This is a genomic window from Caballeronia sp. INML3B (assembly GCF_023631305.1).
Classification (GTDB): Bacteria; Pseudomonadota; Gammaproteobacteria; order Burkholderiales; family Burkholderiaceae; genus Caballeronia; species Caballeronia turbans.
The window spans coordinates 1-15,850 of record NZ_JALQDI010000045.1 but is presented as its reverse complement, the minus strand read 5'-3'; the positions used below and the strand labels follow the sequence as shown (position 1 = coordinate 15,850).

The 15,850-nt window shown below is 63.3% G+C and carries 15 protein-coding genes; 9 read left to right on the top strand and 6 right to left on the bottom strand.

What is annotated here, in order from left to right:
• Window positions 1-290 precede the first annotated feature (290 nt).
• From NCS58_RS20680 to pqqA, 3 genes are all read right to left on the bottom strand, one after another.
• Window positions 291-992, bottom strand: a complete 702-nt coding sequence (locus NCS58_RS20680) for a (5-formylfuran-3-yl)methyl phosphate synthase (RefSeq protein ID WP_061121896.1) — start codon at window positions 990-992, stop codon at window positions 291-293.
• A 36-nt stretch (window positions 993-1,028) separates the two neighbouring features.
• Window positions 1,029-1,595 carry a DUF447 domain-containing protein gene (locus NCS58_RS20675; protein ID WP_061121895.1) on the bottom strand — a complete coding sequence of 189 codons (567 nt, stop codon included), beginning with the start codon at window positions 1,593-1,595 and terminating at the stop codon, window positions 1,029-1,031.
• 80 nt (window positions 1,596-1,675) lie between these two features.
• The gene (gene pqqA / locus NCS58_RS20670; RefSeq protein ID WP_008354335.1) at window positions 1,676-1,750 is read right to left on the bottom strand and encodes a pyrroloquinoline quinone precursor peptide PqqA; all 75 of its coding nucleotides are present in this window, start codon (window positions 1,748-1,750) and stop codon (window positions 1,676-1,678) included.
• A gap of 390 nt (window positions 1,751-2,140) precedes the next feature.
• On the opposite strand from pqqA, the gene NCS58_RS20665 reads away from it, so the two are divergent.
• From NCS58_RS20665 to NCS58_RS20630, 8 genes are all read left to right on the top strand, one after another.
• On the top strand, window positions 2,141-3,631 hold the full coding sequence (locus tag NCS58_RS20665) for a form I ribulose bisphosphate carboxylase large subunit (RefSeq protein ID WP_061121894.1): 1,491 nt from the start codon (window positions 2,141-2,143) through the stop codon (window positions 3,629-3,631).
• Window positions 3,632-3,703: 72 nt separating this feature from the next.
• On the top strand, window positions 3,704-4,120 hold the full coding sequence (locus tag NCS58_RS20660) for a ribulose bisphosphate carboxylase small subunit (protein WP_061121893.1): 417 nt from the start codon (window positions 3,704-3,706) through the stop codon (window positions 4,118-4,120).
• Between the two features lie 15 nt (window positions 4,121-4,135).
• Window positions 4,136-5,050, top strand: coding sequence for a CbbX protein (gene cbbX, locus NCS58_RS20655; RefSeq protein WP_061121892.1), 915 nt, complete (start codon window positions 4,136-4,138; stop codon window positions 5,048-5,050).
• An 18-nt stretch (window positions 5,051-5,068) separates the two neighbouring features.
• Window positions 5,069-6,163 (top strand): class 1 fructose-bisphosphatase, encoded by a 1,095-nt coding sequence (locus tag NCS58_RS20650; protein WP_061121891.1) that lies wholly within the window; start codon window positions 5,069-5,071, stop codon window positions 6,161-6,163.
• A gap of 50 nt (window positions 6,164-6,213) precedes the next feature.
• Entirely contained in the window at window positions 6,214-7,086 is an 873-nt protein-coding gene (locus NCS58_RS20645) for a phosphoribulokinase (protein WP_061121890.1), read from the top strand.
• A gap of 36 nt (window positions 7,087-7,122) precedes the next feature.
• Entirely contained in the window at window positions 7,123-9,165 is a 2,043-nt protein-coding gene (gene tkt, locus NCS58_RS20640; RefSeq protein WP_250477516.1) for a transketolase, read from the top strand.
• A 30-nt stretch (window positions 9,166-9,195) separates the two neighbouring features.
• Entirely contained in the window at window positions 9,196-10,233 is a 1,038-nt protein-coding gene (gene fba / locus NCS58_RS20635; RefSeq protein WP_061121888.1) for a class II fructose-bisphosphate aldolase, read from the top strand.
• A gap of 38 nt (window positions 10,234-10,271) precedes the next feature.
• Window positions 10,272-10,820 carry a thioredoxin family protein gene (locus NCS58_RS20630; RefSeq protein ID WP_250538870.1) on the top strand — a complete coding sequence of 183 codons (549 nt, stop codon included), beginning with the start codon at window positions 10,272-10,274 and terminating at the stop codon, window positions 10,818-10,820.
• Here the strand turns inward: NCS58_RS20630 and NCS58_RS20625 are convergent.
• From NCS58_RS20625 to NCS58_RS20615, 3 genes are read right to left on the bottom strand one after another with little or no spacing between them, the layout of a single operon-like run.
• Window positions 10,817-12,217 carry a DUF6513 domain-containing protein gene (locus NCS58_RS20625; RefSeq protein WP_250477515.1) on the bottom strand — a complete coding sequence of 467 codons (1,401 nt, stop codon included), beginning with the start codon at window positions 12,215-12,217 and terminating at the stop codon, window positions 10,817-10,819. The two genes, NCS58_RS20630 and NCS58_RS20625, sit on opposite strands and share 4 nt — an antisense overlap.
• Window positions 12,196-12,795 (bottom strand): flavoprotein, encoded by a 600-nt coding sequence (locus NCS58_RS20620; protein ID WP_061121885.1) that lies wholly within the window; start codon window positions 12,793-12,795, stop codon window positions 12,196-12,198. The genes NCS58_RS20625 and NCS58_RS20620 overlap by 22 nt, the downstream gene beginning before the upstream one ends.
• The gene (locus NCS58_RS20615; protein WP_061121884.1) at window positions 12,792-14,879 is read right to left on the bottom strand and encodes a sigma-54-dependent Fis family transcriptional regulator; all 2,088 of its coding nucleotides are present in this window, start codon (window positions 14,877-14,879) and stop codon (window positions 12,792-12,794) included. Before NCS58_RS20615 ends, NCS58_RS20620 begins: the two co-directional genes overlap by 4 nt.
• A 355-nt stretch (window positions 14,880-15,234) precedes the next feature.
• Between NCS58_RS20615 and NCS58_RS20610 the strand changes: the two genes are divergently transcribed.
• A complete protein-coding gene (locus tag NCS58_RS20610; protein WP_061121883.1) occupies window positions 15,235-15,732 on the top strand; it encodes a dihydroneopterin aldolase in 498 nt (165 codons plus the stop codon).
• Window positions 15,733-15,850: the final 118 nt, after the last annotated feature.

Genomic DNA, 15,850 nt, shown 5'->3' with positions numbered 1-15,850 from the left:
GTTGGGCCTATGAGGGCGACACTTAGGCAGCCCACGATCACATGGCACGCGTGGCCAAACTGCGTGTGACCGCGGGCCTAACAAGCTGCTTTCTTTGGTTACTTTCTTTGCAGCAGCAAAGAAAGTGACTGCCGCCCCGCACAGGGGCAGTGCTAATAGACCAAAAAGAAAACGGGATCCGGCGAAAGCCGTTCTTTGTAGCAGCAAAGAAAGTGACTGCCGCCCCGCACAGGGGCAGTGCTAATAAATCAATGCCAATACGCGATCCGGCGAAAGCCTGAACCTCCCGACTAAAGCCCAATGCCACCCCCCCCATGCAATGCCCGAACCCACTTCTCCACCCGCTTGGGATCAAGCCTCCCCCGCCGCCCGCCAAGCTCATCACACAACGCCCCCCGAAACCCTGCGATATCCGGCGAAAGCAAAAGAATCCTCTCGAGATCGCCCCAGCCCAGCGACCCGGCGACTGCAATCATCGTCCCGCGAGCCCGCGCATCGGCGATACACGAAGCAAGCACCCCCGCATCGACGCAATCGAACAACGTGCGCCCGTTCTTGCTCGCCGTGTCGAACACGATGCCGACAAACCCTAGTTGCGCCGCAAGCATAGCCAGCTCGCGATCGACGCCATCGTCAGAAAGAAACACCGGCACCACCGCCGCCGGCAAGCTCGCCAGATGCCGCAGGCACGCCGAAGCTCCCGCGCCCGGCGTCACGCCGACCTTCACATAATCGACACCCGTCGCCGCGACGTCGAGCACGCGCGCGGTCATCTCGCCGAGCGCATCATTGGGCAAGTCGCCGATGGTCGCGCTGATCGGCCGCACCGCATAGCGCGCACGCAATACCTTCACGATATGCGCAATATCGCCGATCGCGACCCCGCCCAGCGCGCCCGCGCCCGGTTCCTTCAGGTCGATCAGTTCGGCCCCCGCGTCCGCGGCATCGAATGCTTCGTCGGCCGAGCGGACGCTCGCGAGCAGTGCGGTCATCGTCAAAACTCCGGTGGAAATGCCACGAAAGACGCTTCAGGTAAGCGCCCTGGCGCGATGCGCCTCGATTGCCTGCAAGAGCCATTGCCATGCTTCGCGCTCGGCGTCGCCCGCGGTCTTGTCGATTGCGATCTTCAGATACGCAATCTCGCTGTCCACCTTCTCCGGCGGCAGCATGAACAGACGGCTCACGAGAATCGCGCCTTCGACGACAGCGCCCTGCGCACGATTGAAGCCCGCAAACGGCGCATGTGTCGCGCGATGCACGCATTCCATACGCAGCGTGGGACGTGTTTCGTCGTCGAGAAGTTCAGCGAGACGCAACTCGGTATGCGCGAGCGTCGATGCGAGCCGCACGCTCGGCACCCTGTCCGCGGCGACCGTGGGCCAATCGCGCGCGTAGCCCGTCACGCAGCCCGCGAACACGCGCACGTCCGTCGTGAAGTTGATGACGGCGCTCTTCGTCGCGAGCACGTTGTCGAGCGTCGTGGACGGGCGGAACGGCGCGAGTACCGCGAAACCATCCTCGAAGCGCACGCCCATCGGCGCGATGTGCGGCCGGCCATCGCGATCCGCGGTCGTGACGATGGTCTCGTAGATCATGATGGTCGGCGAAAGTATTCGTAGCCGCACGAAGTAGCCGCGATTGCTTCGATGCGGCTTCGTGCGGGTTTGATCCGCGTTCAGCGGGTGGCGATATACATCGTGATTTCAAAACCAAAACGCATATCGGTGAAGCTGGGGGTAGTCCATTGCATGCGCGTTCCTCCATATGAGTCGGGTTGATGCCTCGGTTACCGCTTCAATGATTTGCCGATGCGGACGAATCCGCCCAGGCGGCCGGGAGGGGGCCGGCGTTTCGACGATGCAAGCGTCATGCCAATCGCATGAAGCGGATGCCGAAGAACGCGGCCGGTTCATCATGCGCGCCGACTGTGACGAAATCAGAACAAAGTGTCCCATTCGTGCAGCCATAAACGCATCAGGGCTAATCCCGACTAAGGCATCGCTTATGGTCCGGCAAGTTATTCGTGAATTCCTTTCCTCGCGGCCAGTGCGTAGTCTGCAATCACAGCGGCACACAAGCGCGACGGTCGCTTGGGACATCGGGGCGCACGTCACTCTCATCTCACTGTCGAGGAAACGGAATGAACGACTTCAGCAAGGCCGCCGTCGAGGCGGCGCGCAATCCGTCCGATCCGCGCTCGCGCTATGCGGCCGGTGTCATGAAGTATCGCGAGATGGGCTACTGGCAGCCCGATTACACGCCGAAGGATACGGACGTGATCGCGCTCTTTCGCATCACGCCGCAAGCCGGCGTCGAGCCGGAGGAAGCGGCCGCGGCCGTGGCGGGCGAGTCGTCGACGGCGACATGGACCGTGGTGTGGACCGATCGCCTCACCGCGTGCGACATGTATCGCGCGAAGGCGTATCGCGTCGAGCCGGTGCCGAACGCGCGCGCCGACGAGCCGCAATACTTCGCGTACATCGCCTATGAACTCGATCTGTTCGAGGAAGGATCGGTGGCGAACCTGACGGCGTCCATCATCGGCAATGTGTTCGGCTTCAAACCGCTGAAGGCGCTGCGTCTCGAGGACATGCGCATTCCGGTTGCCTATCTGAAGACGTTCCAGGGTCCGCCAACGGGCATCATCGTCGAGCGTGAGCGGCTCGACAAATACGGACGGCCGCTGCTCGGCGCGACTGTCAAGCCGAAGCTCGGCTTGTCGGGCAAGAACTACGGACGTGTCGTGTATGAAGGACTGAAAGGCGGTCTCGACTTCCTGAAGGATGACGAAAACATCAACTCGCAGGCCTTCATGCACTGGCGCGACCGCTATCTCTTCTCGATGGAAGCGGTGAACCGCGCGCAAGCCGAAACGGGTGAAGTGAAGGGCCACTACCTCAACGTGACGGCCGGCACGATGGAAGACATGTACGAGCGCGCCGAATTCGCGAAGGAATTGGGCTCGTGCATCGTGATGATCGATCTGGTGATCGGATGGACCGCGATTCAGTCGATGTCGAAATGGGCGCGTCGCAACGACATGATCCTGCATCTGCATCGCGCGGGACATGGCACGTACACGCGGCAGCGCAATCACGGCATCTCGTTTCGCGTGATCGCGAAGTGGCTGCGCATGGCCGGTGTGGATCACGCGCATGCGGGCACGGCGGTAGGCAAGCTGGAAGGCGATCCGTTGTCGGTGCAGGGCTATTACAACGTGTGCCGCGAGGCGCGCAACGAGCCGGATCTGTCGCGCGGCATTTTCTTCGATCAACCGTGGGCGGGGTTGCGCAAGGTGATGCCGGTGGCATCGGGCGGGATTCACGCCGGACAGATGCATCAACTGCTCGATCTCTTCGGCGATGACTGCATTCTGCAATTCGGCGGCGGCACGATCGGGCATCCGCAAGGTATTCAGGCCGGTGCGACGGCCAATCGTGTCGCGCTCGAAGCGATGGTGAAAGCGCGGAATGAAGGGCGCGATATTGCTAATGAAGGGCCGGATATTCTGGAAGCCGCCGCGCGTTCGTGTACGCCGCTCAAGCAGGCGCTCGATACCTGGCGCGATGTCACCTTCAACTACGCATCGACGGATACGCCGGATTTTGCTGTTACGGCTACGGCGGTGTAGGGGTTTTTTCGCCGGATCCCGGACCGACACGAAAGCATGATTTCACGAAGAAACCATACTAAGGATATCGAAATGAACATCACCCAAGGGACGTTCTCCTTCTTGCCCCCGCTCACCGACGAAGAAATCTCCAAACAAATAAACTACGCCCTGGACCAGGGCTGGTCATGCTCAGTGGAGTTCACCGATGACCCGCATCCACGGAACACGTATTGGGAAATGTGGGCCCTGCCGATGTTCGATCTCCACGACGCCGCCGGCGTGCTGATGGAAGTGAACGAATGCCGCAAGACGTATCCGCATCACTACATCAAGGTGAACGCATTCGACTCGGTGCGCGGCTTCGAAACGATGCGCTTATCGTTCATCGTGAACCGCCCACCACAGGAACGAGGCTTCCGCCTCGAACGTCAGGACGACAGAAGCCGCGTGCAGCGCTACGCGATCCGCACCTACGCAACCGATCGCCCGAGCGGCGAGCGCTATTGATGAGGAGGATCGATCATGAGCGCCGAAGCCACGCTCGAAGAAGCGCCTCTTCAAACCTCAGCCGATCTGATGGCGCTCTATCGCGAATCGCGCATCGGCGAAGTGCTGGCGGAGCTGGACCGGGACCTCATCGGTCTCGCCCCAGTCAAGACGCGTATCCGCGAGATCGCCGCGCATCTGCTCGTGGAGCGCGCCCGCAAGACGCTCGGCATCACGTCGGGTGCGCCCACGCTGCACATGTGCTTCTCGGGCAATCCCGGCACCGGAAAAACCACCGTTGCGCTGCGCATGGCGCAGGTTCTGCATCGGCTCGGCTATATCCGGCGCAATCATCTCGTTTCGGTGACGCGGGACGATCTGGTCGGTCAGTACATCGGGCATACCGCGCCCAAAACGCGCGAAGTGCTCAAGCGTGCGATGGGCGGCGTGCTCTTCATCGACGAGGCCTATTACCTGTATCGCCCGGAGAACGAGCGCGATTACGGACAGGAAGCCATTGAGATCCTGCTGCAGATCATGGAGAACCAGCGCGACGATCTTGTCGTGATTCTCGCGGGTTATGCGTCGCGCATGGAGACGTTCTTTCACAGCAATCCGGGCTTCCGCTCGCGCATCGCGCATCACCTCGTGTTTCCGGACTATGCGCCCGACGAGCTGCTGCAGATCGCCGAGCACATGCTGACCGACATGCATTACCGCTTCGACGAAGACGCGCGCCGCGCCTTCGAAGCATATCTCGCGCACCGCATCAGGCAGCCGAACTTCGCCAATGCGCGCTCGGTGCGCAATGCGCTGGATCGCGCGCGTTTGCGTCAGGCGAATCGTCTGTTCGCCGCAGCCGAAACGGGCAACGGCATCGCCGATGCCGATGCGCTGATGCGACTCGATGCCAGCGATATCCGCGCGAGCCGTGTGTTCACCGATTCATAACGCAGAAAGGAGAGCGCGATGCAGGATGGACGCACGACCTTATCGAAGTTCCTGATCGACACGCTGGACCGCAAGCCCGGTGCGGAAGCCGCGAGCGGTCTGTCCGCACTTCTGATCGACGTGGCCGCATCGATCAAGACGATCGCGGCCGCATTGACGCGCGGCGCGCTGGGCGGACAGCACGGCTCGGCGCAATCGATCAACACGCATGGCGAGGAGCAGAAGAAGCTCGACCTCGTGACCAACGATATCTTCCTGCAACATTGCGAGTGGGACGGCTTGCTCGCGGGCATGGTGTCGGAAGAGATGGAGCGCGTCTATGCGATTCCGGAGCCGTATCCGCGCGGCGAGTATCTGCTTGCGTTCGATCCGCTCGATGGCTCGTCGAACATCGATATCAACGGCGTGGTCGGCTCGATCTTCTCCGTGCTGAGACGCGCGGGCGATGAAAGCGACGCACCGGACGATGCGTCGTTCCTGCGCCCGGGACGCGAACAGGTCGCGGCGGGTTATGCGATCTACGGCCCTTCGACCATGCTCGTGCTCTCCGTCGGCAACGGCACGCACGGTTTCACCCTGGAACGCGATGTCGGCAATTTCGTGCTCACGCATTCCGATATCCGCATCCCCGAAGATTCATGCGAGTTCGCGATCAACGCATCGAACGAGCGCTTCTGGGAGCCGCCCGTGCGCCGCTACGTGCAGGAATGCAAGGACGGCCGCACCGGTTGCCGCGCGCAGGACTTCAACATGCGATGGATCGCGTCGATGGTCGCGGAAGTGCATCGCATCCTCATGCGCGGCGGCGTGTTCATGTATCCGCGCGACTTCAAGACGCCCGAGATGGAAGGACGCCTGCGCCTGCTCTATGAAGCGAGCCCGATGAGCTTCATCGTCGAGCAGGCGGGCGGGCTGTCGATCACGGGACGCGAGCGCATTCTCGATGTCGAACCGAAGGCGCTGCATCAACGCGTGCCGGTGATACTCGGCTCGCGCAATGAAGTCGACCGCATTCAGCGCTATCACGGCGAATACGATCGCGGCGAGGACAAGCCGTTCACGTCGCCGTTGTTCAAGGAACGCTCGTTGTTCCTCCCCGAAACGCAAGCGTGAATCGACATCTGAAACTGCGCTCATTACATCTATAGCAGGGAGGCAAGCGCATGTCAGTCAAGCATCCGATCGTCGCGGTGACGGGCTCTAGCGGCGCCGGCACCACCACCGTCATGAAGAGCTTCACGCATATCTTCAGGCGCGAGAAAATCAATGCGCAGATCGTCGAAGGCGATGCGTTTCATCGATACGATCGTCTTGGCATGCGCGAGGCGATGAAGCAGAGCGAGCGCGACGGCCTCGTCAATTTCAGCCACTTCGGGCCGGAAGCCAATCTGCTCGAAGAACTCGAGAGCCTGTTCCATACCTACGGCGAAACGGGCGGCGGCCAGTATCGCCATTACGTGCACGATGAAGGCGAAGCCGCGCATTACAGGCAAGATGCGGGCACCTTCACGCCGTGGGAGGACATCACGCCCGGCACCGACTTGATGTTCTACGAGGGCCTGCACGGCGGCGCCGTCACGGGGAAAGTCGATATCGCGCGTCATGCGGATCTGCTCGTCGGCGTCGTGCCGATCATCAATCTCGAATGGATTCAGAAGCTGCATCGCGATCAGACGATGCGCGGTTATTCGCATGAAGCCGTCGTCGATACGATCCTGCGGCGCATGCCCGATTACGTGAACTACATCTGTCCGCAGTTCTCGCGCACGCATGTGAATTTTCAGCGCGTGCCGACCGTGGATACGTCGAACCCGTTCACCGCGCGGGAGATTCCGCAGCCTGACGAAAGCTTCGTCGTGATCCGCTTCGCGAAGCCGAAGGGCATCGACTTTCCCTATCTGCTGACGATGCTGCACGACTCGTTCATGTCGCGGCCGAATGTGATCGTCGTGCCCGGCGGCAAGATGGGTCTCGCGATGCAGCTCATCTTCACGCCGATGATCCTGCAACTGCGCGACCGGCGCGCGCGTGCATAGAAAGGTTTCTCATCATCGTATGTAAGGAGGCATCTCATGAATGCCGTCGCTGAGGCTTTGCCCGGACTTCATCGCTCACCCGATACGCGACAGATGGCGAACGCGTTGCGCATGCTCGCCGTCGACGCCGTGAGCCAGGCGAAGTCCGGTCATCCCGGCATGCCGATGGGCATGGCGGAGATCGCGGTCGCGCTCTGGGCGCGTCATCTGAAGCACAATCCCGCCGATCCGGATTGGTCGGATCGCGACCGCTTCGTGCTGTCGAACGGTCACGGGTCGATGCTCCTCTATGCACTGTTGCATCTGAGCGGCTATGACTTGTCCATCGACGAGATAAAACGCTTTCGTCAGATGGGCAGCAAGACGCCGGGGCATCCGGAAGTGGGCGTGACGCCCGGCGTCGAAACGACGACCGGGCCGCTCGGTCAGGGCCTGACCAATGCGGTCGGCATGGCGCTCGCCGAGGCCTTGCTCGCGCGTGAATTCAATCGGCCGGGGCACGAGATCGTCGATCACCGCACGTATGTCTTTGCGGGCGATGGCTGCATGATGGAGGGCGTGTCGCATGAAGCGGCGTCGCTCGCGGGTACGCTGCGGCTCGGCAAGCTCACCGTGCTCTACGACGACAACGGCATTTCGATCGACGGCCACGTCGACGGCTGGTTCACCGACGATACGCCGAAACGTTTCGAATCGTACGGCTGGCACGTCGTGCGTGCGGTCGATGGCCACGATGTCGAGGACGTGTCCCGTGCGTTGCAGGAAGCGCGCGAGTCGGACCGCCCAACCTTGATCTGCTGCAAGACGGTGATCGGCCTGGGTGCGCCCAACATGGCCGGTACGCACGACGTGCACGGCGCGCCGCTTCCCGCCGACGAAGTCGAAGCCACGCGCCGCGCGCTCGACTGGACGCATGCGCCGTTCGAGATTCCATCGTCGATTCGCGCGCTGTGGGATGCGCGCGAGGCGGGCGCGGCGGCGCAGGAGAACTGGAATCGCCGCATGCAGGCGTATCGTCGCGTGTTTCCGGCCGAGGCCGCCGAGTTCGAGCGCCGGGTGCGTGGCGCGCTGCCGGCGAACTGGCGCGACATGGCGCATGCGCTCGTGCGCGACGCGGATCGCGCGCGGCAGACGATCGCGACGCGCAAGGCGTCGCAACTCGCCATCGAAGGCCTTGCGCGCGTGTTGCCCGAACTGCTCGGCGGCTCGGCTGACCTGACCGGATCGAATCTCACACGCTGGAAAGATGCGGTCGATGTGAGCGCATTGCCGGAAAAAGGCAATTACATCCACTTCGGCGTGCGCGAGTTCGGCATGAGCGCGGTGCTCAACGGCGTCGCGCTGCATCGCGGCTATCTGCCGTTCGGCGGAACGTTCCTCACGTTTTCCGACTACTCGCGCAACGCGCTGCGCATGGCCGCGCTCATGAAAACGCGCACGGTGTTCGTCTTCACGCACGATTCCATCGGCCTCGGTGAAGACGGTCCGACACATCAGCCGATCGAGCACGCCGCGAGCTTGCGCATGATTCCGGGCCTCGACGTATGGCGTCCGTGCGATAGCGTCGAGACGATGCAGGCATGGGTGAGCGCGGTCGAGCGCGACCGGCCTTCGTGCCTGCTGCTGTCACGCCAGAGCCTGCCTTTCGTGCCGCGCGATGAAGCGCAGATCGACGGCATCGAGCGGGGCGGCTACGTGCTCCTCGACTGGCCGTCGACATGCGAACGCGATGCGCGCCGCGTCGTGCTGATCGCGACCGGCTCGGAAGTGGCCCTCGCGCTCGCGGCCGTCGAGCCGCTGAAGGACGAGGGCATTCTGGCGCGCGTCGTGTCGATGCCGTCGACCACCGTGTTCGATCGCCAGTGCAACGTGTGGCGCGAACGCGTGCTGCCCGAAGGCGTGCCGCGTGTCGCGATCGAGGCGGGCGTCACGGCGTTCTGGCGGCAGTACGTCGGGTTGAATGGCGGCGTAATAGGCATCGATCGTTTCGGCGAATCCGCGCCCGCGAGCGCGTTGTTCGAGCACTTCGGCGTCACGAAGGCGGCGCTCGTCGATGAAGCGCGCCGCGTGGCGGCCTGAATTTTTCATACCCTGCATGGAGATGACACGATGGCCTTCATCGCATTGAGGCAGTTGCTGGATCACGCGGCCGAACACGCATATGGCGTGCCGGCGTTCAACGTCAACAACATGGAGCAGGTGCACGCGATCATGCAGGCGGCCGAGGCGACGAAGAGCCCGGTCATCCTGCAGGCGTCGGCGGGCGCGCGCAAGTACGCGGGCGAGCCGTATCTGCGGCATCTGGTGCTCGCGGCTGTCGAGGCGCATCCGGATATCCCCGTCGTCCTGCATCAGGATCACGGCGCGAGCCCGTCCGTTTGCCAGCAGGCGATACGGTCGGGCTTCACGTCCGTGATGATGGACGGCTCGCTCATGCCCGATCAGAAAACGCCCGCTGAATATGAGTACAACGTGGGGGTGAGCCGGCGCGTCGTGGAGGCGGCGCATTCCGTGGGCGTCTCGGTCGAAGGTGAGCTGGGTTGTCTCGGCTCGCTGGAGACGGGGCGCGCGGGCGAAGAGGACGGCGTCGGCGCCGAGGGTGCGCTGAGTCACGACCGGTTGCTGACCGATCCCGACGAGGCGCGCGCGTTCGTCGAGGCGACGGGCATCGACGCGCTCGCGATCGCCATCGGCACATCGCACGGCGCGTACAAGTTCAGCCGACAGCCGACGGGCGATATCCTCGCGATCGATCGCATCGCCGAGATTCACGCACGGATTCCGGACACGCATCTCGTGATGCACGGCTCGTCGTCGGTGCCGCAGGAATGGCTTGCGATCATTCGCGAGCACGGCGGCGAGATTCCGGCGACGTTCGGCGTGCCGGTCGAGGAAATCCGGCGCGGCATCGCAAACGGCGTGCGGAAAGTGAACATCGACACGGATATCCGCCTCGCGATGACGGGCGCGATGCGCCGGGCGATGGCGTCGGCGAAATCGGAGTTCGATCCGCGGCATGCGTTGAAGGCGGCGACCGCGGCCGCGCGGGACTTGTGTATCGAGCGTTTCGAGGCGTTCGGGTGCGCGGGGCATGCGGATCGCATCAGGCCGATGGCGCTCGAGGCGATGGCGAAGCGGTATCACTGACGTTACGATCACCGGCCCCGCCCATTGCGAGCTATCTCATGCCAACAGAATCCCCGACAGCGGAACTCGGCGCGACCGCAGGCGAATTCGCGCTTCCCGCGACAGACGGCCGGACCTATACGCTCGGCTCGCTGAAAGGCGCGAACGGTCTCGTCGTCGTGTTCATGTGTAATCACTGTCCCTACGTGAAAGCCGCGATGCCGAATCTGATCCGCGATGCACGCGCGCTGAAGGAAATCGGCATCAATGTGGCGGGCATCAATTCGAACGACGCCACCGTCTACACCGACGATGCGTTCGATCGCATGGTCGCGCTCACGAAAGAATGGAACCTGCCGTTTCCGTACTTGCACGATCAAACGCAGGAGATCGCGCGCGCCTACGGTGCGGTCTGCACGCCGGAATGCTTCGGTTTCGATGCCGGTCTGCGCCTGCGATATCGCGGCCGGATCGACGCATCGCGCAAGGAAGCCTTGCCCGATGCGCGGCGCGATCTCTACGAAGCAATGCGCGCAATGGCGCAGAACGGTGACGCCCCCGACGTGCAATATCCCGCGCTCGGGTGCTCGATCAAATGGAAGCCCTAGCTTTTTTTCCTGGTGCTGCCAGGCGCATGCCACGCCGTCAGATCCTCGTCGGGCCGATCGACTTCGCATCCCCAGTCGAGCGGCTGATCCTGATCGAATCGCTTGCCTAGCTGCCACGCGATCTCCGCGCGCGCGAGCTGCACGCCGAGATAGAACGCATGGCCGCCATCGGTCTCGACTCTAAGCTCGGGATAGAGCGCGAACGGATCGACGGCGACGTGATGACCGTCGCGGTTATAGACATGAATGCCTTCCGCCGACACCTGCACGCGGAAATTCGGATCGCGTATCGCGGCGGCGAGCGTGGCGATCTCTTCGGCGTTGTAAGGAAACGGCCGCTTCGCATGCAACGCCGACAAATCGGCGGAAATGCCCTTGGGCAGCGTCTGCGTTTCGCGCGCGGCATGCATCACGCGTCGTGCGACATCGGCTTCGCGAACGGCACGCCGCGCATGAAGGCTCACCGACGTCGTCAGCACGGCCGCGATGCGCAATTCCGCCGCCATGCCGAACAGCACCGCATTGATGCCGCTCGTATCCGCCTCGGTCAGCTCGGTCACGTTGCCGACGCCCATCATGATCGGCACATCGGGATAGCGCTCGCGCAACGACACGTAACGCGCGATGGACGCCGCGAGCCCGAACGGAATCGGATCGAGAATCGGATCGGCGAGAAAAGGGCGGCCGCGCTTCGTCAGCGCTTCGATGGCGGCATCGAGCGAGGCGCCATCGGCGGGTTCGCGCGGCACGAGGATCGGCGTCGAGGCGATTTCATCCGCGATCCATAGTGTGTCGGCGTTGAGGCTCATCACATAGTCCGCGCCCGCGCGTCCGCCGCGCACGAGTTCTTCATCGCGCATCGAATCGACGCTCACGCGAAAGCCCTGCTCCTTCAGCATCGTGACCGCATCTTCGAGATGCGGAAACGCCGTCTCCGGCAGGCAGCCGACATCGATTACATCGGCGCCCTGGCTTTTGTACTCGCGCGCGCGCGCCGCGATGCCATCGAGATCGAGACGCGGCGCATCGACGATTTCCGCGAAGATCTCCGTCTCGTAGCGCGACAAGTCCACATGCCGCGCCTCGCGCCCGAAAAACTGCGGCAAGTCCTTCACTTCCTCGGGACCGCGCTCGACCCGCACGCCGTAATGCGCGCTGAGGGCGTCGAGATCGCCGCGGCATCGCCCGGGCACGATCATGCGGCTCGTGCCTTCGCTCAACGGCGTCTCGACGCGCCGGCGGATCATGTCGGCGGTCATCAGGCCCGCGACCTGAAGACCGATCTCGCGAACTTCCCACGTGAAGGGCGATCCGGCGGCAGCGGGCGCGATGCTTTCGAGTACCTGATGCAGGCTCAACTGCGCGAGCCGCCCCGTCAGGAAGACGATGTGTTCCATGCGAGCTTCAGGTCCGACAGGCGTTGATCGAGCGCGGCTTCGAGATCGTCGAGCGAGCAGGCCACGGTGGTATGCGCGAAGCGCGCGAGCCGCTCGACGTTCTCGAACTCGATCGCGCGCGGCCTCACTTCGACCCATTCATGCGGGGTCTGCGTGATGACGCTCGGCGCGGTATCGCATGCGAACACGATGCCCGGCACACATTGCTTGCCGGCTTGCGCATAGAGATTGGTGGGCAAGGTATCGGAGATGCCGTACGCGCATTTGGCGACGGTATTGCTCGTCGCGGGCGCGATCACGACCGTGTGATACTCGCCGTTGTAGATCATGCCGACGGGCACGCTGCTCGCGCTGTTGTCGCGAAACACCTTGAAGTGCTCGCGCAGCTTGGCGACGGTCCAGCCATAGAGCGGCAGCACTTCCTCGCCGGCGGCGGAAAGAAACAGATCGACACCGGGCAGGCGCCGCGCGAGCGCGATCGACTCTTCGAGCATATGCCCCGAGCCGGTCACGCACCACGCGAAGCGCGCGTCGGGCTTGAACTCGTCGAGCCGGCGGGCAGGCGTGGGTTGCGTCATGCGTCGGATGCTGGGTTGTCGGATGCGGGCGTGTCGTGCGACAGGCGAATATGCAGGCGATGCATCTTCCGATACAGCGTGTTGCGGCTGATGCCGAGCACTTTCGCGACATTGCTCACGTTCCAGCGATGCTCGTCGAGCAATTGGAGCACGGTCTCCCGCTCTTTCACCTGGATCGCGTTGAGCGCCGATGTATCGGCATCCTCGGCCAGATGCGCGAGCGGCGCACCCGCCGGCACGCCCGGCGCGCGCGGAGCCGTCTGCGCGCTCGCACCCGGGCTCGCACCGTTCACGATCTCGGCCGGCAGATGCGCGCAGCGGATCTCGGAGCCGTCGCAGAGGGCGATCGCCATTTGCAGCACGTGACGCAACTGGCGGATGTTGCCCGGCCACGGATACGACAGCAGCGCCTGCCGTGCTTCGGCGGAGAGCGCGGGCGGATCGTCGGATTCGGTTTCGAGAATATGCGCGATGAGCGCGAGTGCATCGGCGCGTTCGCGCAGCGGCGGCAGATTGATCTCGATTCCGTTCAGCCGGTAATACAGGTCCTCGCGGAACATGCCCGTCTGCACGAGTTCGACAAGATTGCGGTGGCTCGCGCTGATCAACTGAAAGTCCACCTTCACGATGGTTTCCGCGCCGAGCGGCGTGACCTCGTGCTCTTCGAGCACGCGCAGCAGGCGCGCCTGCAACGTGAGCGGCATATCGCCGATTTCATCGAGAAAGAGCGTGCCGCCGTTCGCCTGCACGATCTTGCCGCGCCGTCCCTCGCGCTGCGCGCCGGTGAACGCACCCGCGCGATAGCCGAACAATTCGCTTTCGATGAGATTCTCCGGCAGCGATGCGCAATTCACGGCGACGAACGCGCCGCCGCCGTTCGGACTGATGCTGTGCAGCGCGTTGGCGAACACTTCCTTGCCGGTGCCCGTCTGGCCGCGCAGGATGATCGGGATCTTGCGCTGGATCACGCGCGCGGCGAGCTGGATTTGCGAGGCCATGCGCGGGTCGCCGAATTCCAGATGCGCGAGCTTGTCGAGACGGCCTGCGCTGGCCGTCTCGCGCGCGTCTTTCTTCGGCGCTTTCGCGCGCGCGCCGGGGGCGGACAGATCGCGCGATCCGGGATCGTTCATCAGGATGCGCGTCGCGCCGCTGGCGCCTTCGCGCGGCGTCTGCGCGGTGAGGAAGAAGCGGCTGTTCGCCTTCGCGCTATAGACCGTCACTGGGTGGAACGAGCCGCGGATGCTGCGCGCGATCATGTCTTCGAGCGATGCATTGAACGCTTCCTCGATGCGCTTGCCGCACAGTTCTCCGGGCGAGCGCAGGTCCAGCTGGAAGAGCGCGCTGCGGCTCGCTGCGAGCACGACGCCGTCGTCGCTGACGGCGAGCTTGCCCGCGTGCAGCGTGCCGACGAACTCCGGACGGCTGTGGAAGTGGATCATGTTCGCGTGCCGGTAGCGCGCATCGATCAGACGATTTTCGATCATCTGCCGCGACATGCCGACGAGCACGAGGGAATGCTGTTGCAAGAGCTTGGAGCGGCTCGTCACATCGAGCACGCCGACGACCGTGCCGCGCTCGTCGAAGATCGGCGCGGCCGAGCAGGTGAGCGACGTATAGCGCGGATAGAAGTGTTCGTGCTGGCATACGGCGATGCAATCGCGCTCGATGAGGCATGTGCCCATGCCGTTGGTGCCTGCTTCCCGCTCGCTCCACAGCGCGCCGACGCGCAGGCCATCGGCGGCGACGGCTTCGCCGAACGGCACCGACGACACCTGATGCACGATGACGCCGTCCGCATCGACGAGCACGACGGCGAGTTCCGGATCGGCGAGTTGTTGATACAACGTCGTCATTTCCAGCTTCGAGCACGCGATGAGATCGCTTGCGGCGTCACGGCGATCGTTGAGTTCGTGCTGCGTGAGCACGGGCGGCATGATGAAGCGGCCCGGATCGAGCCTGAATTCCGTGAGGCACCGCAGCCACGATTGCGCGACCGAATCGCTGGCGCGACGCGCGGCCAGCGGATTATTGACGATGTTCAGTACTTCCCGGACATGCGTGTCTACGTCAGCAAGCGACGACATGGGGGCAAGTCTCCGTTGCGCCGCATTCCGGTGCGCGCGTTGTGCGCGGCCGTCCGGCGCCGAATCTGTTGTGTTTTGCGCTGGCGCTCTGGCTTTCCTTGCCTGTTCCGATTTCGCGGATATATCCGCTCGCAGGCGCGCCTCGTGGCCGGGCAGTCGCGATGGGTCGGGCGCTGTCTGCGACCTGATCCGGCCCGGTTCTCAAAAACTGTACATCCCTAGACGCATAGGTTCAATAAGTAGTCGCATAGAGTAGGGCTAACTTGCCCGGTTTTTGCTTGCACTTTACGGATGACTTTGGCGATGGGCGCCGGGTTTTCCACATCAAAGGGCCGCGTTGCGCGGCAACAAGCATATGGGCCGATTCGAACCGATTCGCGAAGCTGTGTATGTTGCGCCGCAACCTGCTTCCTCGGATGCGCGCGCTGGTGCGATGGACATCGTGTATATCGAGGGTCTGACAGGGCAGACGGTGATCGGCATCGACAAGAGCGAACTGCATGATCCGCAGACCGTGCGGCTGAGTCTTGCGATCGGCGTGCCTTCGATTCGTGCTTGCACGACTGATCGGATCGAGGACACGGTGAATTATGCGGCGGTGCGGGAGGCGATTCATGGTCTGCTCGCTACGCATGGTTTGCAATTGCTTGAAGCGCTGGCGGAGCGCATCGCGCAGCTCGTCATCGCGGATTTCGGGGCGCATTGGGTTCGGGTCGTGCTTGCCAAGCCTGCGAAGTTCGATGATGTTGATGCCGTCGGTGTTGTGATCGAGCGGCGGCGGGTGGTTGAGGATCGGGGTGGGGGGGGGCCGATTAGCCTTGCCTGGATTGGGAGGGGGTATGTGGCGGGGTGAGTTTTTCTTCGCTTTCGCCCGATCCCGTTTTGTCTGTGGTTTATTAGCGTTGCCCCTATGCGGGGCGGCAGTCACTTTCTTTGCTGCTGCAAAGAAAGTAACCAAAGAAAGCAGCTCG